The sequence below is a fragment of the Staphylococcus sp. AC872 genome, assembly GCF_979255425.1.
This window is the reverse complement of the sequence record NZ_CEEDKW010000001.1, coordinates 37,763-54,478: the sequence shown is the minus strand read 5'-3', so window position 1 is coordinate 54,478 and position 16,716 is coordinate 37,763. Positions and strand designations below refer to the sequence as shown.

Below are 16,716 nucleotides of genomic sequence, written 5' to 3'. Positions count from 1 at the left end.
AGGTAAACGACAATGGCTCTTAAAAAGTATAAGCCAATAACTAATGGTCGTCGTAATATGACTTCATTAGATTTCGCTGAAATTACGAAAACTACACCAGAAAAGTCATTATTACAACCGCTACCGAAAAGAGCGGGACGTAACAACCAAGGTAAATTGACTGTTCGCCATCATGGTGGAGGACATAAACGTCAATACCGTGTTATCGATTTCAAACGTAACAAAGACGGCATCAACGCTAAAGTTGATTCTATCCAATATGATCCAAACCGTTCAGCTAACATTGCATTATTAGTATATGCTGATGGTGAAAAACGTTATATTATCGCACCTAAAGGATTACAAGTAGGTCAAACAGTTGAAAGTGGTGCTGAAGCAGATATCAAAGTAGGTAATGCTTTACCATTACAAAATATTCCTGTTGGTACAGTAATCCACAATATCGAGTTAAAACCTGGTAAAGGTGGACAAATCGCTCGTTCAGCTGGTGCTAGCTCACAGGTATTAGGTAAAGAAGGTAAATATGTATTAATCAGATTACGCTCTGGTGAAGTTCGTATGATTCTTTCAACTTGCCGTGCTACTATTGGTCAAGTTGGTAATATCCAACACGAACTAGTAAATGTTGGTAAAGCTGGACGTTCAAGATGGAAAGGTATCCGCCCTACAGTTCGTGGTTCTGTAATGAACCCTAACGATCACCCACACGGTGGTGGTGAAGGTCGTGCACCAATCGGTAGACCATCTCCAATGTCACCTTGGGGTAAACCTACGCTTGGTAAGAAAACACGTCGTGGTAAAAAATCATCAGACAAACTTATCGTTCGTGGACGTAAGAAAAAATAATAAAATTAACTTATTTGGGTGTGCGGCGTAACAGCTGCACGCACAGAATAAGAAGGGAGGCGCCCAAATGGCTCGTAGTATTAAAAAAGGACCTTTCGTCGATGATCACTTAATGAAAAAAGTTGAAGCACAAGACGGAAGTGAAAAAAAACAAGTAATTAAAACATGGTCTCGTCGTTCTACAGTTTTCCCAAATTTCATTGGTCATACTTTCGCAGTATACGATGGACGTAAACATGTACCTGTATATGTTACAGAAGATATGGTAGGTCACAAATTAGGTGAATTCGCACCAACTCGTACATTTAAAGGTCATGCTGTTGACGATAAAAAAACAAGAAGATAATTTTTAATAAGTAGAGGAGGAAATCCTAATGGAAGCAAAAGCGGTTGCTAGAACAATAAGAATCGCACCTCGTAAAGTAAGATTAGTTCTTGACTTAATTAGAGGTAAAAATGCTGGAGAAGCTATTGCAATTTTAAAATTAACAAACAAAGCTTCATCTCCAGTTATCGAAAAAGTATTAATGTCCGCTTTAGCTAATGCTGAACATAACTACGACATGAACACAGATGAATTAGTAGTTAAAGAAGCTTACGCTAACGAAGGACCAACTTTAAAACGTTTCCGCCCACGTGCGCAAGGACGTGCAAGTGCGATCAACAAACGTACAAGCCACATTACAATCGTCGTAAGTGACGGTAAAGAAGAAGCTAAAGAAGCTTAATAACTTTCTAAGGAGGGAATACTGTGGGTCAAAAAATTAATCCAATCGGACTTCGTGTTGGAATTATCCGTGATTGGGAAGCAAAATGGTATGCTGAAAAAGATTTCGCTTCACTATTACACGAAGATTTAAAAATCCGTAAATTTATTGATAATGAATTAAAAGAAGCATCAGTTTCTCACGTAGATATCGAACGTGCTGCAAACCGTATTAATATCGCAATTCATACTGGTAAACCTGGTATGGTAATTGGTAAAGGCGGTTCTGAAATTGATAAACTTCGTAACAAATTAAACGCTTTAACTGATAAAAAAGTACACATCAACGTAATTGAAATTAAGAAAATTGATATCGATGCAAGATTAGTTGCTGAAAATATCGCACGTCAATTAGAAAACCGTGCTTCATTCCGTCGTGTACAAAAACAAGCTATTACAAGAGCTATGAAACTTGGTGCTAAAGGTATTAAAACTCAAGTATCAGGTCGTTTAGGCGGAGCTGATATTGCTCGTGCTGAACAATATTCTGAAGGAACTGTTCCACTTCATACATTACGTGCTGACATCGATTATGCACACGCTGAAGCAGATACTACTTATGGTAAATTAGGCGTTAAAGTATGGATCTATCGTGGAGAAGTTCTTCCTACTACTAAGAACACTAGTGAAGGAGGAAAATAATCATGTTACTACCAAAACGTGTTAAATATCGTCGTCAACATCGTCCTAAAACAACTGGTCGTTCAAAAGGCGGTAACTATGTAACATTTGGTGAGTATGGTTTACAAGCAACTACAACGTCTTGGATCACTTCTCGTCAAATCGAATCAGCTCGTATTGCAATGACTCGTTATATGAAACGTGGTGGGAAAGTTTGGATCAAAATCTTCCCTCATACACCATATACTAAAAAACCTTTAGAAGTACGTATGGGTGCCGGTAAAGGTGCGGTTGAAGGCTGGATCGCAGTCGTTAAACCTGGTAGAATTTTATTCGAAGTCGCTGGTGTACAAGAAGAAGTTGCACGCGAAGCACTACGTTTAGCAAGTCACAAACTTCCAGTAAAAACTAAGTTTGTAAAACGTGAAGAATTGGGTGGTGAAACAAATGAAAGCTAAGGAAATTAGAGACTTAACCACTTCAGAAATCGAAGAACAAATCAAATCTTCAAAAGAAGAGCTTTTTAACCTACGCTTTCAGTTAGCTACAGGTCAATTAGAAGAAACTGCACGTATTCGCACAGTAAGAAAAACGATTGCACGTCTAAAAACTGTTGCTCGTGAAAGAGAAATTGAACAAAGTAAGGCTAATCAATAATTAATTGAAAGAGGAGGTTACAAAAGTGAGCGAAAGAAATGATCGTAAAGTTTATGTAGGTAGAGTTGTTTCTGACAAAATGGACAAGACAATTACAGTACTTGTTGAAACTTACAAAACACACAAATTATACGGCAAACGAGTAAAATACTCAAAAAAATACAAAACTCATGATGAAAACAATTCAGCTAAATTAGGAGACATTGTTAAAATTCAAGAAACTCGTCCTTTATCAGCAACAAAACGTTTTCGTTTAGTAGAAATTGTTGAAGAGTCAGTAATTATTTAATTCAAGATTAGAGATAAGGGAGGTTTAACTAATGATCCAACAAGAGACACGTTTAAAAGTAGCAGACAACTCTGGTGCTCGTGAAGTTCTTACAATCAAAGTATTAGGTGGATCTGGTCGCAAAACAGCGAACATCGGCGATGTTATCGTATGTACTGTTAAAAATGCAACACCAGGTGGCGTTGTTAAAAAAGGCGATGTTGTCAAAGCTGTTGTAGTACGTACTAAATCAGGTGTACGCCGTAACGATGGTTCATATATCAAATTTGACGAAAATGCATGTGTTATCATTCGTGATGACAAAGGCCCACGTGGTACTCGTATCTTTGGTCCTGTTGCTCGTGAATTACGTGAAGGTAACTTCATGAAAATCGTATCATTAGCACCAGAAGTACTATAAAATCAATTAACCAAAATATATAAGGAGGTGCCCACATGCATATCAAAAAAGGTGACAACGTAAAAGTTATCGCAGGTAAAGACAAAGGTAAAGAAGGTAAAGTAGTAGCTACTGAACCTAAACGTGACCGTGTCGTTGTGGAAGGTGTTAACGTTATTAAAAAACACCAAAAACCAACTCAATTAAACCCTGAAGGTGGAATTTTAGAAACAGAGGCAGCTATCCATGTTTCTAACGTACAATTATTAGACCCTAAAACAAACGAACCAACACGTGTAGGTTACAAATTTGTTGATGGTAAAAAAGTTCGTATTGCAAAAAAATCTGGCGAAGAAATTAAATCTAATAATTAATTACTAGTTGAAAGGAGGATCCACTTTGAACCGTTTAAAAGAAAAATTCAATTCTGAAGTTACTGAGAACTTAGTAAAGAAATTTAACTATAGTTCAGTAATGGAAGTACCTAAAATTGACAAAATCGTAGTGAACATGGGTGTAGGTGACGCTGTTCAAAACTCTAAAGTGTTAGATAACGCTGTTGAAGAGTTAGAATTAATCACTGGTCAAAAACCATTAGTAACTAAAGCTAAAAAATCAGTTGCAACATTCCGTTTACGTGAAGGTATGCCAATCGGTGCGAAAGTTACACTTCGCGGAGAAAGAATGTATGAATTCTTAGACAAACTAATTTCAGTATCACTACCACGTGTACGTGACTTCCAAGGTGTTTCTAAAAAAGCATTCGATGGTCGCGGTAACTACACATTAGGTGTTAAAGAACAATTAATTTTCCCTGAAATCGATTATGATAAAGTAAGCAAAGTAAGAGGAATGGATATTGTTATCGTAACTACTGCTAACACTGACGAGGAAGCTCGTGAATTGTTATCAAACTTCGGTATGCCATTTCGTAAATAATCTCTAAAAGGAGGCTAATTAAGTGGCTAAAACTTCAATGGTTGCTAAGCAACAAAAAAAACAAAAATTCGCAGTTCGTGAATACACTCGTTGTGAACGCTGTGGTCGTCCACATTCTGTATATCGTAAATTTAAATTATGCCGTATTTGTTTCCGTGAATTAGCTTACAAAGGCCAAATTCCTGGCGTACGCAAAGCTAGCTGGTAATAAACAAGAGTCTGAAAGGAGGCAACAATCAATGACAATGACAGATCCAATCGCAGATATGCTAACTCGTGTAAGAAACGCAAACATGGTTCGTCACGATAAATTAGAATTACCTGCGTCTAATATCAAAAAAGAAATTGCTGAAATCTTAAAAAACGAAGGTTTCATTAAAAACGTTGAATACGTAGAAGACGATAAGCAAGGTGTTATTCGTTTATTCTTAAAATATGGTCAAAACAATGAACGTGTTATCACAGGATTAAAACGTATTTCAAAACCAGGTTTACGTGTTTATGCTAAAGCTAACGAAGTACCAAAAGTACTTAATGGTTTAGGTATTGCATTAGTATCAACTTCTGAAGGTGTTATCACTGATAAAGAAGCAAGAAAACGTAATGTTGGTGGAGAAATTATCGCATACGTTTGGTAATAAATAATAAGGAGGTGCCATAACATGAGTCGTGTTGGTAAGAAAATTATTGACATCCCTAGTGACGTAACAGTAACTTTTGACAAAAACAATGTAACTGTTAAAGGTCCAAAAGGTGAATTATCAAAAACATTAAACGAAAGAATGACATTCAAACAAGAAGAAAACACAATTGAAGTTGTAAGACCATCTGATTCTAAAGATGACAGAACAGATCATGGTACAACTCGTGCTTTATTAAATAATATGGTACAAGGTGTTTCTCAAGGTTTCGAAAAAACGCTTGAACTTGTTGGTGTAGGTTACCGTGCTCAAATGCAAGGTAATGATTTAGTACTTAACGTTGGTTACTCTCACCCAGTTGAAATTAAAGCCGAAGATGGAATTACTTTCGCTGTAGAGAAAAACACAACTGTTAAAGTTTCTGGTGTATCTAAAGAGCAAGTTGGGGCAATCGCTTCTAACATCCGTTCAGTAAGACCTCCAGAACCTTATAAAGGTAAAGGTATTCGTTACCAAGGTGAATACGTACGCCGTAAAGAAGGTAAAACTGGTAAATAATAGATAACACTCTACAGAAAGGAGTATTGAAATGATCAGTAAAATTGATAAAAATAAAGTGCGTTTGAAAAGACATTCACGTGTTCGTACTAAATTATCAGGTACAGCTGAAAAGCCACGTTTAAATGTATATCGTTCAAACAAACACATTTACGCACAAATCATTGATGATGTTAAAGGCGAAACATTAGCTCAAGCTTCATCTAAAGATAAAGATATTGCTAACGAATCAGCTACAAAAGTTGATTTATCAACAAAAGTTGGCGAAACAATTGCTAAAAAAGCAAGTGATAAAGGAATTAAAGAAATCGTATTCGATCGTGGAGGTTACTTATACCACGGACGCGTTAAAGCATTAGCAGAAGCTGCTAGAGAAAACGGTTTAGAATTTTAATTTAAAGGAGGGACAAATACATGGCTCGTAGAGAAGAAGAAACGAAAGAATTTGAAGAACGCGTTGTTACAATCAATCGTGTTGCTAAAGTTGTTAAAGGTGGACGTCGTTTCCGTTTCACTGCATTAGTAGTAGTGGGAGACAAAAATGGTCGTGTAGGTTTCGGTACTGGTAAAGCACAAGAGGTACCAGAAGCAATCAAAAAAGCTGTAGAAGCAGCTAAAAAAGATTTAGTTGTAGTTCCACGTGTTGAAGGTACTACACCTCACACAATCACTGGCCGTTATGGTTCAGGTAGTGTATTCATGAAACCTGCAGCTCCTGGTACTGGTGTTATCGCTGGTGGACCAGTTCGTGCGGTATTAGAATTAGCAGGTATCACTGATATCTTAAGTAAATCATTAGGTTCAAACACACCAATTAACATGGTTCGTGCAACTTTAAATGGTTTACAAAACCTTAAAAACGCTGAAGATGTTGCGAAATTACGCGGCAAAACAGTTGAAGAATTATATAATTAAGGAGGGAAAATAAGTTATGGCTAAATTACAAATTACCCTCACTCGTAGTGTTATTGGTCGTCCTGAAACACAACGTAAAACTGTTGAAGCTTTAGGTCTTAAAAAGACTAATAGTTCAGTAGTTGTTGAAGATAACCCTGCTATTCGTGGGCAAATCAACAAAGTTAAACATTTATTAACAGTAGAAGAAAAATAATTAAGGAGGTGCCGACATGAAATTACATGAGTTAAAACCAGCAGAAGGTTCACGTAAAGAACGAAACCGTGTAGGTCGTGGTGCAGCAACTGGTAATGGTAAAACAAGTGGCCGTGGACATAAAGGTCAAAAAGCACGTTCAGGTGGTAAAGTAAGACCTGGATTTGAAGGTGGACAATTACCATTATTCCGTCGTTTACCAAAACGTGGTTTCACTAACATAAATCGTAAAGAATATGCTATTGTTAACTTAGACCAACTTAATCGATTCGAAGATGGTACTGAAGTAACTCCAGCTTTATTAGTAGAATCTGGTGTTGTTAAGAACGAAAAATCTGGTATCAAAGTACTAAGTAACGGCTCACTAGATAAAAAATTAACAGTGAAAGCTCATAAGTTCTCAACTTCAGCAGCAGAAGCTATTGATGCTAAAGGTGGAGCACACGAGGTGATCTAATGTTTCAAACGCTTGTGAGCTTCTTTAAAACTAAAGAAGTTCGAAACAAGATTTTCTTCACTCTAGCAATGTTAGTGATCTTTAAGATTGGGACTTATATTCCAGCTCCTGGAGTAAATCCTAATGCTTTTGATCAAGCAGCAAAAGGTTCTCAAGGTGTCACTGATTTACTTAACACTTTCGGTGGTGGAGCCTTGAAGAACTTTTCAATATTTGCGATGGGAATCATGCCATACATTACCGCATCTATTGTAATGCAATTATTACAGATGGATATTGTTCCTAAGTTCTCTGAATGGGCTAAACAAGGTGATGTAGGTAGAAGAAAAATCAACAATGTAACACGTTATTTCGCTATTATTTTAGCATTCATTCAGTCAATAGGTATGTCGTTCCAATTCAATAACTTATATGGTGGCCGCTTAATTGTAAGTCATTCTGTATATAGTTATTTATTGATTGCACTAACTTTAACAGCAGGAACTGCATTCTTGATATGGCTTGGTGACCAAATCACTCAGTTTGGTGTTGGTAATGGTATTTCACTTATCATCTTTGCAGGTATTTTATCAACGTTACCATCAAGTATCATTCAAGCAGGCCAACAAGCATTTGTAGGTCAAGAAGATACGTCTTTAGCTTGGTTGAAAATAGTAGCACTCATTGTTGCATTAGTACTGTTAACAGTAGGTGCAATATTTGTACTTGAAGCGAAACGTAAAATTCCTATTCAATATGCAAAGAAACAAACAGCTCAACGATTAGGTTCACAAGCAACTTATCTACCTTTAAAAGTTAACTCAGCTGGTGTTATTCCTGTTATCTTTGCGATGGCATTTTTCTTATTACCAAGAACGTTGACGCTATTTTTCCCTAAAGCTGAATGGGCACAACAAATAGCTGATACAGCAAATCCATCAAGCAACATAGGAATGGTTATCTATATTGTATTAATCATTGCATTTGCATATTTTTATGCATTTGTTCAAGTTAATCCAGAAAAAATGGCTGACAACCTTAAGAAACAAGGTAGTTATGTCCCAGGAATTCGTCCTGGTGAACAAACAAAAAAATATATTACTAAAGTGCTTTATCGATTAACATTTGTTGGCTCTATTTTCTTAGCTGTCATTGCAATTTTACCGATATTAGCGACTAAGTTTATGGGCTTACCAAGATCAATTCAAATTGGTGGTACAAGCTTACTTATCGTTATCGGTGTTGCTATAGAGACTATGAAATCATTAGAAGCGCAAGTAAATCAAAAAGAGTATAAAGGCTTTGGTGGTAGATAATTTGTAGGAGGGCACTTATGAATATCATTTTAATGGGCTTACCTGGTGCAGGTAAAGGAACTCAAGCGAGTGAAATTGTTAAGAAATTCCCAATACCACACATATCTACTGGTGACATGTTCAGAAAAGCGATTAAAGATGAAACTGATTTAGGTAAAGAAGCTAAATCGTACATGGATCGTGGAGAATTAGTCCCTGATGAAGTTACTGTGGGTATCGTTAAAGAAAGAATTTCTGAAGACGATGCAAAAAAAGGATTTTTATTAGATGGATTCCCTAGAACAATCGATCAAGCAGAAGCTTTAAATTCAATTATGGCTGAACTTGATAGAAATATTGATGCTGTCATCAATATTGAAGTTCCAGAGGAAGAACTAATGAATCGTCTTACAGGTCGTCGTATCTGTGAGAATTGTGGTACAACTTATCATCTTGTATTTAATCCTCCAAAAGTTGAAGGTATTTGTGATCTTGATGGCGGTAAATTATATCAACGTGAAGATGATAATCCGGAAACTGTTTCAAATCGTTTGAAAGTCAATGTTAAACAATCAAAACCTATATTAGAATACTATGATAATAAAGGTGTATTAAAAAATATTGATGGTTCAAAAGATATTGAAGAGGTTACTACTGATGTCATTGATATCTTAGACCAATTACAATAGATCAACTTTTACGATCTATGTTGATGTGAATGTTTACTAACACTGTAATATACAATTTAATATGAGTGACAAATAACGATAATTAATTCCCGTAATTTTTGTTAAACTTATTAAAGCTAGTCACTAATAGATTCGTATCGTTGAAGTTGTCTATTGACGATAACCTTACTATTGCAAAAAGGGGGAAGTTAATCAATGGCTAAACAAGATGTTATTGAATTAGAAGGTACTGTATTAGATACTTTACCAAACGCAATGTTTAAAGTAGAATTAGAAAATGGTCATGAAATTTTAGCACATGTAAGTGGAAAAATTAGAATGAACTACATTCGAATTCTACCTGGCGACAAAGTAACTGTTGAGATGTCTCCGTATGATTTATCACGCGGTAGAATTACTTATCGTTATAAATAATCGTCACTCCATAATATAGGGAGGTATTAAAATGAAAGTAAGACCATCAGTAAAACCAATTTGCGAAAAATGTAAAGTCATTAAACGTAAAGGTAAAGTAATGGTAATTTGTGAAAATCCAAAACACAAACAAAGACAAGGTTAATAAAAGAGAGGTGTAAATGTATATGGCACGTATTGCAGGAGTGGATATTCCACGTGAAAAACGCGTTGTTATTTCTTTAACTTATGTATATGGTATCGGTACTTCTACTGCGAAAAAAATCGTTGAAGAAGCTAACGTATCAGCAGACACTCGCGTAAAAGATTTAACTGACGATGAATTAGGTCGCATCCGTGAAGTAGTTGATAGCTACAAAGTAGAAGGTGACTTACGTCGTGAGCAAAACTTAAACATTAAACGTTTAATGGAAATTTCATCATACCGTGGTATTCGTCACCGTCGTGGCTTACCAGTTCGCGGTCAAAAAACTAAAAACAACGCTCGTACGCGTAAAGGCCCAGTTAAAACTGTAGCGAACAAGAAAAAATAATCGGTAAAGGAGGCAAATAATAAATGGCACGTAAACAAGTATCTCGTAAACGTAAAGTGAAAAAGAATATTGAAAGTGGTGTTGCACACATCCGTTCAACATTCAATAATACAATTGTAACGATTACTGACGAATTCGGTAATGCATTATCTTGGTCATCAGCTGGTGCATTAGGATTCAAAGGATCTAAAAAATCAACACCATTCGCAGCGCAAATGGCGTCTGAAACAGCTTCTAAAACAGCTATGGAACATGGTTTAAAAACTGTAGAAGTAACAGTTAAAGGACCTGGACCAGGCCGTGAATCAGCTATCCGTGCATTACAATCAGCAGGACTTGAAGTAACAGCAATCAGAGACGTTACTCCAGTACCACATAATGGTTGTCGTCCACCAAAACGTCGTCGCGTCTAATTTATGGTTGTGTTGTTACAGGTCACTGAGCAAACAGTATAAATCAAGTCGACGTATTTAAGGAGGATATTTGTAAATGATAGAAATCGAAAAACCTAGAATTGAGACAATTGAAATTAGTGAAGATGCTAAATTCGGTAAGTTCGTTGTTGAACCACTTGAACGTGGCTACGGTACTACACTAGGAAACTCCTTACGTCGTATCCTACTATCTTCATTACCAGGATCAGCAGTTAAGTACATCGAAATTGAAGGCGTGTTACACGAATTCTCAGCAGTAGATAATGTTGTTGAAGATGTATCTACTATTATTATGAACATCAAAAAGCTAGCATTAAAAATCTATTCTGAAGAAGATAAAACTTTAGAAATCGATGTTAAGGATGAAGGTGAAGTTACTGCAAGTGATATTACTCACGACAGTGATGTAGAGATTTTAAATCCTGAACTTAAAATTGCTACTGTTTCTAAAGGTGGACATTTAAAAGTTCGTCTTGTTGCTAATAAGGGTAGAGGTTACGCATTAGCTGAAACAAATAATACTAGTGATTTACCAATTGGTGTAATTCCAGTAGATTCACTATATTCACCTGTAGAACGTGTTAACTATACAGTTGAAAACACACGTGTAGGTCAAAGTAGTGATTTTGATAAATTAACTTTAGATGTTTGGACTAATGGTTCAATCACTCCTCAAGAATCAGTATCATTAGCAGCAAAAATAATGACTGAACACTTGAATATCTTTGTAGGTCTAACTGATGAAGCACAAAATGCTGAAATCATGATCGAAAAAGAGGAAGATCAAAAAGAAAAAGTATTAGAAATGTCTATTGAAGAACTAGACTTATCTGTACGTTCTTATAACTGCTTGAAACGCGCAGGAATCAATTCTGTACAAGAGTTAGCTGATAAATCTGAAGCTGACATGATGAAAGTGCGTAATTTAGGTCGTAAATCTCTTGAAGAAGTAAAATATAAATTAGAAGATTTAGGATTAGGATTAAGAAAAGAAGATTGATAAAGGAGGTTAACTCATGGGTTACAGAAAATTAGGTCGTACTTCTGATCAACGTAAAGCTATGTTACGTAACTTAGCTACTTCACTTATCGTAAGTGAGCGTATTGAAACTACAGAAGCTCGTGCAAAAGAAGTTCGCAGTGTTGTTGAGAAATTAATCACTTTAGGTAAAAAAGGAGATTTAGCTTCTCGTCGTAATGCAGCTAAAACATTACAAAATGTTGAAATCTTAAACGAAGATGAAACTACTCAAACTGCTCTTCAAAAATTATTCGGTGAAATCGCTGAACGTTATACAGACCGCCAAGGTGGTTATACTCGTATTCTTAAAGAAGGCCCTCGTCGTGGTGACGGTGCTGAATCAGTAATTATCGAATTAGTATAATTTAATTATAAATACACTAACTACTTATATATAAAGCAAATGAGTGCAACGATAATATCTGCCACATACAGACATTGTCTAGCTCAGAGTACCCCATCAAACTAAATATTAAATTAAAGCGTGAACTCAACAAAACTGATGGGGTGCGCGCTTTTTTATTTTAAGCTGAGATATTTATATCCTCAGCTTTTTTTAATACTTCATTGATAGAAATACAAAATGCTTTTAATCATAATGAACACGTATACATATGATATTAAATAATGTAAAATGTTAAAGGTAACTAAAAATAAGGGGGAATAAAAGTGAAGGAAGAACAAAATATTATAGAATTCAAAAATGTATCTTTTAAATACCAAAGTGATTCTGCCTTCACTTTAAATGACGTGTCATTTCATATTCCTCGAGGCCAATGGACGAGTATTGTTGGTCACAACGGTTCAGGTAAGTCTACTGTTACTAAACTAATGGTAGGCATTGAAGAATCAGATGAAGGACAAATTTTATTTAATCAACATAAAATTGATAAAGATAATATAGCCCAAATAAGAAAACAAATTGGTATTGTTTTTCAGAATCCAGACAACCAATTTGTGGGTGCAATTGTAAAGTATGATGTTGCCTTTGGTTTGGAAAATCATTCAGTACCTTATCACGAAATGCAGGAAAAAGTGACAAGAGCATTGAAACAAGTAGACATGTTAGATTTAGCAGAATACGAACCACATTCTTTATCGGGTGGTCAAAAACAAAGAGTAGCTATTGCTAGTGTTTTAGCATTAAATCCATCCGTCATTATCTTAGATGAAGCTACATCAATGTTAGATCCTGTAGCTAAAACATCATTATTACAATTAGTAAAAGAACTTCAAAAGGAACAACAAATTACAATTATTTCTATTACACATGATTTAGCAGAAACGATGAGTGCAGATAATATTATTGTTATGAATCATGGGAGAATTTATAAACAAGGTAAACCCAATGAAATCTATAATGATGTTGATCAATTAATGAAAATAGGTCTAGAATTACCTTTTGCTATGAAAATGAATCAACTATTGTTTGAAAGTTCATCATTTGTCACATATGAAGGGTTGGTTGATCAATTATGAGTCTAAATATGAATAATGTGAGCTATATTTATCAACCTAAAACACCATATGAGTTTAAAGCCATAAATAACATTTCACTTACTTTTGAACAAGGACATTATTACGCGATTGTCGGACAAACTGGTAGTGGTAAATCAACATTGATTCAACATATCAATGCACTTCTAAAGCCAACAAATGGGTCAATAGAATTTAATGAAAAGCGTATAGACAGAAAAACGAAAGATAAATTTTTAAGACCTATACGTAAACATGTAGGTATGGTTTTCCAATTTCCAGAATCACAACTTTTTGAATATACTGTAGAAAAGGAAATTGAATTTGGACCGAAAAATTTCAATATGAATGTACAAAAAGTGAAAGACACAGCTTTTGATATGTTATTAGAACTTGGTTTTTCACGAAATGTCATGTCTTTATCACCGTTTCAAATGTCGGGTGGTCAAATGAGAAAATTAGCATTAGTTTCTATTTTAGCTATGGATCCTGATATAATCGTTGTCGATGAACCAACTGCAGGTCTAGACCCTAAAAGTAGACTTCAAGTTATGACTTTACTTAAAAAATTGCAAACTGAACAGCATAAGACAATTATACTAGTGACTCATGACATGAATGATGTTGCTAAATATGCTGAAGAAATCATCGTTATGCAAAAAGGTGAGGTAAAGGCTATTGAAAATCCTAGAACGCTTTTCAGTCGCCCTGAAACACTTAATCAATGGCATATCACTATGCCTGATGTTGTTTGTTTACAACATGACTTTGAAACGAAATATAATACAAAATTACCAACCACTGCTTTAACAGAAGAAGAGTTTGTAGAGTTGTACAAGGAGTGGCAAAATGAAAAATAAATTAATAATTGGACGCTACCTTCCTAGCAATTCATTTATTCATCATTTAGATCCAAGATCAAAACTGATATTTGTATTTATTTTTATTATTTTTATATTTTTATGCCATTCCTTTGGTACATATGCATGGTTGTTTATATTGATTTTATTAATTGTGAGAATGGCTAAAATTAATTTTATGTTTTTAATTAAAGGACTAACACCAATATTTGTCTTTTTAATATTTACATTTTTAATGCACTTATTCTTTACAAAAGGTGGTACAGTTCTTTTACATTGGCACTTTATCACTATTGAAAGTAATGGTATTTTAGAAGGCGTTTATATTTCCTTACGCTTAATTTTCATTGTTATGATAGCGACTGTAATGACACTTTCAACAAGTCCTATTGATTTGACAGATGCGTTTGAAAAATTATTAACACCATTAAAATGGTTGAAACTACCAGTACATCAATTAAGTATGATGATGTCTATCGCATTAAGATTCATACCAACGCTTATGGATGAACTTGATAAAATTATTTTAGCGCAAAAATCTAGAGGCTCTGAAATAAGTTCTGGAGGCGTTGTTACAAGAATTAAAGCATTCATTCCATTGATGATTCCATTGTTCATTTCTGCCTTTCAAAGAGCAGAGGAATTAGCGATTGCTATGGAAGTAAGGGGATATGATGCATACGCAGAAAGAACGAGCTACAGACTACTTCAGTGGCGTCTGAGAGATACATTGATATTGTTACTATTAATTCCTATATTAGGTGTATTATTGTTAATTAAATTTATGGGAGTGTAAATGATTGCGTATTTTAGTAGAAATAGAATATCAAGGTAACCAATTTTTAGGATTTCAAATTCAACAACAAGGTAGAACTGTGCAACAGCAATTTGAAAAAATACTAAAAAGAATGCACAAACGCCATATACGTATACACCCTTCTAGTCGTACTGATAGAGGTGTACATGCGTACCAACAATATTTTCATTTTGATACAGAATTACAAATTGAAAATAGTAAATGGCAATATGCAATGAATAGTGCATTACCAGATGATATATATGTGAAATCTGTTCAACACGTCGATGAAGATTTTCATTGCAGATATGATTGTGTAGGCAAACGGTATCGATATAAAGTTTATCAAGCTAAGCATCGGGATCCATTTCAAAGTGGGTTGAAAACCTATATAGCAGATTCATTAGACTTAAATCAGATGAATGAAGCTGCAAAACGATTTATAGGTACTCACGACTTTACTGGATTCTGTTCACAAAAAACAGAAGTAGAGAGTAAGGTGAGAACCTTATACCAAAGTGAAATCGTAAAAACAGATGAAGGCTTCGATTACATCGTTACTGGATCAGGCTTCTTATATAATATGGTTCGTGTACTAGTCGCCTTTTTAATAGAAGTAGGAAAAGGTAAAAGATCTCCAGAAGAAATCCCACAATTACTAGAGGAGAAAAATAGAAATAAAATACCTTTTACTGCGCCATCTGAAGGGCTATATTTAGAAAAAGTTTATTTATCAGATAAAGCATTAATTAAAGATTTTGGAGACGAAATTAAAATACATTATAAAAAATCATTACAAAATGATTGAATTGCATTGACAAAAGGCCTATGAAATTATAAGATTATTAACGGTATTGTTTTATATCCACCCCACGATAAGCCCCGGAATCTTATTGTGTTACAAGATATATAAGCAAAATAGAACAACAGTTAACAAAATAAATGAAATCTACGCTTTAAATCGTAACAATTTTTAAATCAAACCAAATAGAATATAGACATTACGGAAGTAACTATTGTTAATCAAGTTTGTCTAGAGTCTAAAACGAAGCATTTATTTTTAGGAGGACAATTATTATGCGTCAAACATTTATGGCAAATGAATCAAACATTGAGCGCAAATGGTATGTTATCGATGCTGAAGGCCAAACATTAGGTCGTTTATCATCAGAAGTAGCATCTATCTTACGCGGTAAAAATAAAGTAACTTATACACCACACGTTGATACAGGTGATTATGTAATCATTATCAACGCTTCAAAAATTCAATTCACTGGTAATAAAGAACAAGACAAAATGTATTACCGTCACTCAAATCACCCAGGTGGTTTAAAATCTATTTCTGCTGGTGAATTAAGAAGAACTAACCCAGAACGTTTACTTGAAACTTCAATTAAAGGTATGCTACCAAGTAGTCGTTTAGGCGAAAAACAAGGTAAAAAATTATTTGTATATGGTGGCGCTGAACATCCACACGCTGCACAACAACCAGAAAACTACGAGTTACGTGGTTAATTAGAAGGAGGAAATTACATTGGCACAAGTTGAATATAAAGGCACAGGCCGTCGTAAAAACTCAGTAGCACGTGTACGTTTAGTACCAGGTGAAGGTAACATCAAAGTTAACAACCGTGACGTACGTGACTACTTACCATTTGAATCATTAATCTTAGACTTAAACCAACCATTCGATGTTACTGAAACTAAAGGTAACTATGACGTTTTAGTTAACGTTCACGGTGGTGGATTCACAGGACAAGCACAAGCTATCCGTCACGGAATCGCTCGTGCATTATTAGAAGCAGATCCTGAATACAGAGGTTCTTTAAAACGCGCTGGATTATTAACACGTGACCCACGTATGAAAGAACGTAAAAAACCAGGTCTTAAAAAAGCTCGTCGTTCACCTCAATTCTCAAAACGTTAATATTGCCAAGCTTGTTGCGAACTTGTTC

31 protein-coding genes are annotated in these 16,716 nt (G+C 35.0%); all 31 read left to right on the top strand.

Features of this window, described 5'->3' with window-relative positions; all coding sequences use genetic code 11:
* Positions 1 to 12: 12 nt before the first annotated feature.
* Positions 13 to 846 carry a 50S ribosomal protein L2 gene (gene rplB / locus ACZ267_RS00335; RefSeq protein WP_002450523.1) on the top strand — a complete coding sequence of 278 codons (834 nt, stop codon included), beginning with the start codon at positions 13 to 15 and terminating at the stop codon, positions 844 to 846.
* Between the two features lie 67 nt (positions 847 to 913).
* Positions 914 to 1,192, top strand: coding sequence for a 30S ribosomal protein S19 (rpsS, locus tag ACZ267_RS00330; protein WP_002450522.1), 279 nt, complete (start codon positions 914 to 916; stop codon positions 1,190 to 1,192).
* A gap of 28 nt (positions 1,193 to 1,220) precedes the next feature.
* Positions 1,221 to 1,574 carry a 50S ribosomal protein L22 gene (gene rplV / locus ACZ267_RS00325; RefSeq protein WP_001829734.1) on the top strand — a complete coding sequence of 118 codons (354 nt, stop codon included), beginning with the start codon at positions 1,221 to 1,223 and terminating at the stop codon, positions 1,572 to 1,574.
* A gap of 23 nt (positions 1,575 to 1,597) precedes the next feature.
* Positions 1,598 to 2,254 carry a 30S ribosomal protein S3 gene (rpsC, locus tag ACZ267_RS00320; protein ID WP_002450521.1) on the top strand — a complete coding sequence of 219 codons (657 nt, stop codon included), beginning with the start codon at positions 1,598 to 1,600 and terminating at the stop codon, positions 2,252 to 2,254.
* A 2-nt stretch (positions 2,255 to 2,256) separates the two neighbouring features.
* Positions 2,257 to 2,691, top strand: coding sequence for a 50S ribosomal protein L16 (gene rplP / locus ACZ267_RS00315; protein WP_002450520.1), 435 nt, complete (start codon positions 2,257 to 2,259; stop codon positions 2,689 to 2,691).
* A complete protein-coding gene (gene rpmC, locus ACZ267_RS00310) occupies positions 2,681 to 2,890 on the top strand; it encodes a 50S ribosomal protein L29 (protein WP_000644737.1) in 210 nt (69 codons plus the stop codon). The genes rplP and rpmC overlap by 11 nt, the downstream gene beginning before the upstream one ends.
* 25 nt (positions 2,891 to 2,915) lie before the next feature.
* On the top strand, positions 2,916 to 3,179 hold the full coding sequence (gene rpsQ, locus ACZ267_RS00305; protein WP_002432741.1) for a 30S ribosomal protein S17: 264 nt from the start codon (positions 2,916 to 2,918) through the stop codon (positions 3,177 to 3,179).
* A 31-nt stretch (positions 3,180 to 3,210) separates the two neighbouring features.
* A complete protein-coding gene (rplN, locus tag ACZ267_RS00300) occupies positions 3,211 to 3,579 on the top strand; it encodes a 50S ribosomal protein L14 (RefSeq protein WP_002466492.1) in 369 nt (122 codons plus the stop codon).
* 35 nt (positions 3,580 to 3,614) lie between these two features.
* Positions 3,615 to 3,932, top strand: a complete 318-nt coding sequence (rplX, locus tag ACZ267_RS00295; protein ID WP_002466469.1) for a 50S ribosomal protein L24 — start codon at positions 3,615 to 3,617, stop codon at positions 3,930 to 3,932.
* A 25-nt stretch (positions 3,933 to 3,957) separates the two neighbouring features.
* Complete coding sequence (gene rplE, locus ACZ267_RS00290) at positions 3,958 to 4,497, top strand: 50S ribosomal protein L5 (RefSeq protein ID WP_002466470.1); 540 nt, start codon at positions 3,958 to 3,960, stop codon at positions 4,495 to 4,497.
* Between the two features lie 22 nt (positions 4,498 to 4,519).
* Entirely contained in the window at positions 4,520 to 4,705 is a 186-nt protein-coding gene (locus ACZ267_RS00285; protein WP_001829713.1) for a type Z 30S ribosomal protein S14, read from the top strand.
* Between the two features lie 31 nt (positions 4,706 to 4,736).
* The gene (gene rpsH, locus ACZ267_RS00280) at positions 4,737 to 5,135 is read left to right on the top strand and encodes a 30S ribosomal protein S8 (protein WP_002450517.1); all 399 of its coding nucleotides are present in this window, start codon (positions 4,737 to 4,739) and stop codon (positions 5,133 to 5,135) included.
* A gap of 24 nt (positions 5,136 to 5,159) precedes the next feature.
* A complete protein-coding gene (rplF, locus tag ACZ267_RS00275) occupies positions 5,160 to 5,696 on the top strand; it encodes a 50S ribosomal protein L6 (RefSeq protein ID WP_002450516.1) in 537 nt (178 codons plus the stop codon).
* 31 nt (positions 5,697 to 5,727) lie between these two features.
* Positions 5,728 to 6,090, top strand: coding sequence for a 50S ribosomal protein L18 (rplR, locus tag ACZ267_RS00270; RefSeq protein WP_002450515.1), 363 nt, complete (start codon positions 5,728 to 5,730; stop codon positions 6,088 to 6,090).
* Positions 6,091 to 6,110: 20 nt separating this feature from the next.
* Positions 6,111 to 6,611 carry a 30S ribosomal protein S5 gene (gene rpsE / locus ACZ267_RS00265; protein ID WP_002450514.1) on the top strand — a complete coding sequence of 167 codons (501 nt, stop codon included), beginning with the start codon at positions 6,111 to 6,113 and terminating at the stop codon, positions 6,609 to 6,611.
* A gap of 16 nt (positions 6,612 to 6,627) precedes the next feature.
* Positions 6,628 to 6,807, top strand: a complete 180-nt coding sequence (gene rpmD, locus ACZ267_RS00260) for a 50S ribosomal protein L30 (protein ID WP_001096576.1) — start codon at positions 6,628 to 6,630, stop codon at positions 6,805 to 6,807.
* 16 nt (positions 6,808 to 6,823) lie between these two features.
* On the top strand, positions 6,824 to 7,264 hold the full coding sequence (gene rplO / locus ACZ267_RS00255; protein ID WP_079448959.1) for a 50S ribosomal protein L15: 441 nt from the start codon (positions 6,824 to 6,826) through the stop codon (positions 7,262 to 7,264).
* On the top strand, positions 7,264 to 8,559 hold the full coding sequence (secY, locus tag ACZ267_RS00250; RefSeq protein ID WP_002466482.1) for a preprotein translocase subunit SecY: 1,296 nt from the start codon (positions 7,264 to 7,266) through the stop codon (positions 8,557 to 8,559). Before rplO ends, secY begins: the two co-directional genes overlap by 1 nt.
* Before the next feature lie 17 nt (positions 8,560 to 8,576).
* Positions 8,577 to 9,227, top strand: coding sequence for an adenylate kinase (locus ACZ267_RS00245; protein ID WP_002450511.1), 651 nt, complete (start codon positions 8,577 to 8,579; stop codon positions 9,225 to 9,227).
* Between the two features lie 195 nt (positions 9,228 to 9,422).
* Entirely contained in the window at positions 9,423 to 9,641 is a 219-nt protein-coding gene (gene infA / locus ACZ267_RS00240) for a translation initiation factor IF-1 (RefSeq protein ID WP_001829792.1), read from the top strand.
* A gap of 31 nt (positions 9,642 to 9,672) precedes the next feature.
* A complete protein-coding gene (rpmJ, locus tag ACZ267_RS00235; protein ID WP_000868342.1) occupies positions 9,673 to 9,786 on the top strand; it encodes a 50S ribosomal protein L36 in 114 nt (37 codons plus the stop codon).
* A gap of 22 nt (positions 9,787 to 9,808) precedes the next feature.
* Positions 9,809 to 10,174, top strand: a complete 366-nt coding sequence (gene rpsM / locus ACZ267_RS00230) for a 30S ribosomal protein S13 (RefSeq protein ID WP_002450510.1) — start codon at positions 9,809 to 9,811, stop codon at positions 10,172 to 10,174.
* Between the two features lie 23 nt (positions 10,175 to 10,197).
* Positions 10,198 to 10,587, top strand: a complete 390-nt coding sequence (gene rpsK, locus ACZ267_RS00225) for a 30S ribosomal protein S11 (protein ID WP_002450509.1) — start codon at positions 10,198 to 10,200, stop codon at positions 10,585 to 10,587.
* A 76-nt stretch (positions 10,588 to 10,663) separates the two neighbouring features.
* A complete protein-coding gene (locus ACZ267_RS00220) occupies positions 10,664 to 11,608 on the top strand; it encodes a DNA-directed RNA polymerase subunit alpha (RefSeq protein ID WP_002450508.1) in 945 nt (314 codons plus the stop codon).
* Positions 11,609 to 11,624: 16 nt separating this feature from the next.
* Positions 11,625 to 11,993, top strand: coding sequence for a 50S ribosomal protein L17 (gene rplQ, locus ACZ267_RS00215; protein WP_002466473.1), 369 nt, complete (start codon positions 11,625 to 11,627; stop codon positions 11,991 to 11,993).
* Positions 11,994 to 12,298: 305 nt separating this feature from the next.
* Positions 12,299 to 13,108, top strand: coding sequence for an energy-coupling factor transporter ATPase (locus tag ACZ267_RS00210; protein WP_002466476.1), 810 nt, complete (start codon positions 12,299 to 12,301; stop codon positions 13,106 to 13,108).
* Positions 13,105 to 13,965 carry an energy-coupling factor transporter ATPase gene (locus ACZ267_RS00205; RefSeq protein ID WP_079448958.1) on the top strand — a complete coding sequence of 287 codons (861 nt, stop codon included), beginning with the start codon at positions 13,105 to 13,107 and terminating at the stop codon, positions 13,963 to 13,965. Before ACZ267_RS00210 ends, ACZ267_RS00205 begins: the two co-directional genes overlap by 4 nt.
* Positions 13,955 to 14,761 (top strand): energy-coupling factor transporter transmembrane component T family protein, encoded by an 807-nt coding sequence (locus tag ACZ267_RS00200; RefSeq protein ID WP_002466501.1) that lies wholly within the window; start codon positions 13,955 to 13,957, stop codon positions 14,759 to 14,761. Before ACZ267_RS00205 ends, ACZ267_RS00200 begins: the two co-directional genes overlap by 11 nt.
* Before the next feature lie 4 nt (positions 14,762 to 14,765).
* Complete coding sequence (gene truA / locus ACZ267_RS00195; RefSeq protein ID WP_002466509.1) at positions 14,766 to 15,569, top strand: tRNA pseudouridine(38-40) synthase TruA; 804 nt, start codon at positions 14,766 to 14,768, stop codon at positions 15,567 to 15,569.
* A gap of 269 nt (positions 15,570 to 15,838) precedes the next feature.
* The gene (gene rplM, locus ACZ267_RS00190) at positions 15,839 to 16,276 is read left to right on the top strand and encodes a 50S ribosomal protein L13 (protein WP_002450502.1); all 438 of its coding nucleotides are present in this window, start codon (positions 15,839 to 15,841) and stop codon (positions 16,274 to 16,276) included.
* 19 nt (positions 16,277 to 16,295) lie between these two features.
* Complete coding sequence (gene rpsI, locus ACZ267_RS00185; RefSeq protein WP_002450501.1) at positions 16,296 to 16,688, top strand: 30S ribosomal protein S9; 393 nt, start codon at positions 16,296 to 16,298, stop codon at positions 16,686 to 16,688.
* Positions 16,689 to 16,716: the final 28 nt, after the last annotated feature.

Coding starts and splice junctions, on each gene's coding strand:
- ACZ267_RS00200 (WP_002466501.1), top strand. CDS start 13,955: ATGAAAAATAAATTAATAATTGGACGCTACCTTCCTAGCAATTCATTT.
- rpsS (WP_002450522.1), top strand. CDS start 914: ATGGCTCGTAGTATTAAAAAAGGACCTTTCGTCGATGATCACTTAATG.
- rplV (WP_001829734.1), top strand. CDS start 1,221: ATGGAAGCAAAAGCGGTTGCTAGAACAATAAGAATCGCACCTCGTAAA.
- rpsM (WP_002450510.1), top strand. CDS start 9,809: ATGGCACGTATTGCAGGAGTGGATATTCCACGTGAAAAACGCGTTGTT.
- secY (WP_002466482.1), top strand. CDS start 7,264: ATGTTTCAAACGCTTGTGAGCTTCTTTAAAACTAAAGAAGTTCGAAAC.
- rplN (WP_002466492.1), top strand. CDS start 3,211: ATGATCCAACAAGAGACACGTTTAAAAGTAGCAGACAACTCTGGTGCT.
- rpsK (WP_002450509.1), top strand. CDS start 10,198: ATGGCACGTAAACAAGTATCTCGTAAACGTAAAGTGAAAAAGAATATT.
- rplX (WP_002466469.1), top strand. CDS start 3,615: ATGCATATCAAAAAAGGTGACAACGTAAAAGTTATCGCAGGTAAAGAC.
- ACZ267_RS00245 (WP_002450511.1), top strand. CDS start 8,577: ATGAATATCATTTTAATGGGCTTACCTGGTGCAGGTAAAGGAACTCAA.
- rplF (WP_002450516.1), top strand. CDS start 5,160: ATGAGTCGTGTTGGTAAGAAAATTATTGACATCCCTAGTGACGTAACA.
- infA (WP_001829792.1), top strand. CDS start 9,423: ATGGCTAAACAAGATGTTATTGAATTAGAAGGTACTGTATTAGATACT.
- ACZ267_RS00205 (WP_079448958.1), top strand. CDS start 13,105: ATGAGTCTAAATATGAATAATGTGAGCTATATTTATCAACCTAAAACA.
- rplO (WP_079448959.1), top strand. CDS start 6,824: ATGAAATTACATGAGTTAAAACCAGCAGAAGGTTCACGTAAAGAACGA.
- rpsH (WP_002450517.1), top strand. CDS start 4,737: ATGACAATGACAGATCCAATCGCAGATATGCTAACTCGTGTAAGAAAC.
- ACZ267_RS00220 (WP_002450508.1), top strand. CDS start 10,664: ATGATAGAAATCGAAAAACCTAGAATTGAGACAATTGAAATTAGTGAA.
- rpmC (WP_000644737.1), top strand. CDS start 2,681: ATGAAAGCTAAGGAAATTAGAGACTTAACCACTTCAGAAATCGAAGAA.
- rpsE (WP_002450514.1), top strand. CDS start 6,111: ATGGCTCGTAGAGAAGAAGAAACGAAAGAATTTGAAGAACGCGTTGTT.
- rpmD (WP_001096576.1), top strand. CDS start 6,628: ATGGCTAAATTACAAATTACCCTCACTCGTAGTGTTATTGGTCGTCCT.
- rplR (WP_002450515.1), top strand. CDS start 5,728: ATGATCAGTAAAATTGATAAAAATAAAGTGCGTTTGAAAAGACATTCA.
- rplB (WP_002450523.1), top strand. CDS start 13: ATGGCTCTTAAAAAGTATAAGCCAATAACTAATGGTCGTCGTAATATG.
- rplP (WP_002450520.1), top strand. CDS start 2,257: ATGTTACTACCAAAACGTGTTAAATATCGTCGTCAACATCGTCCTAAA.
- rpmJ (WP_000868342.1), top strand. CDS start 9,673: ATGAAAGTAAGACCATCAGTAAAACCAATTTGCGAAAAATGTAAAGTC.
- rplM (WP_002450502.1), top strand. CDS start 15,839: ATGCGTCAAACATTTATGGCAAATGAATCAAACATTGAGCGCAAATGG.
- rplQ (WP_002466473.1), top strand. CDS start 11,625: ATGGGTTACAGAAAATTAGGTCGTACTTCTGATCAACGTAAAGCTATG.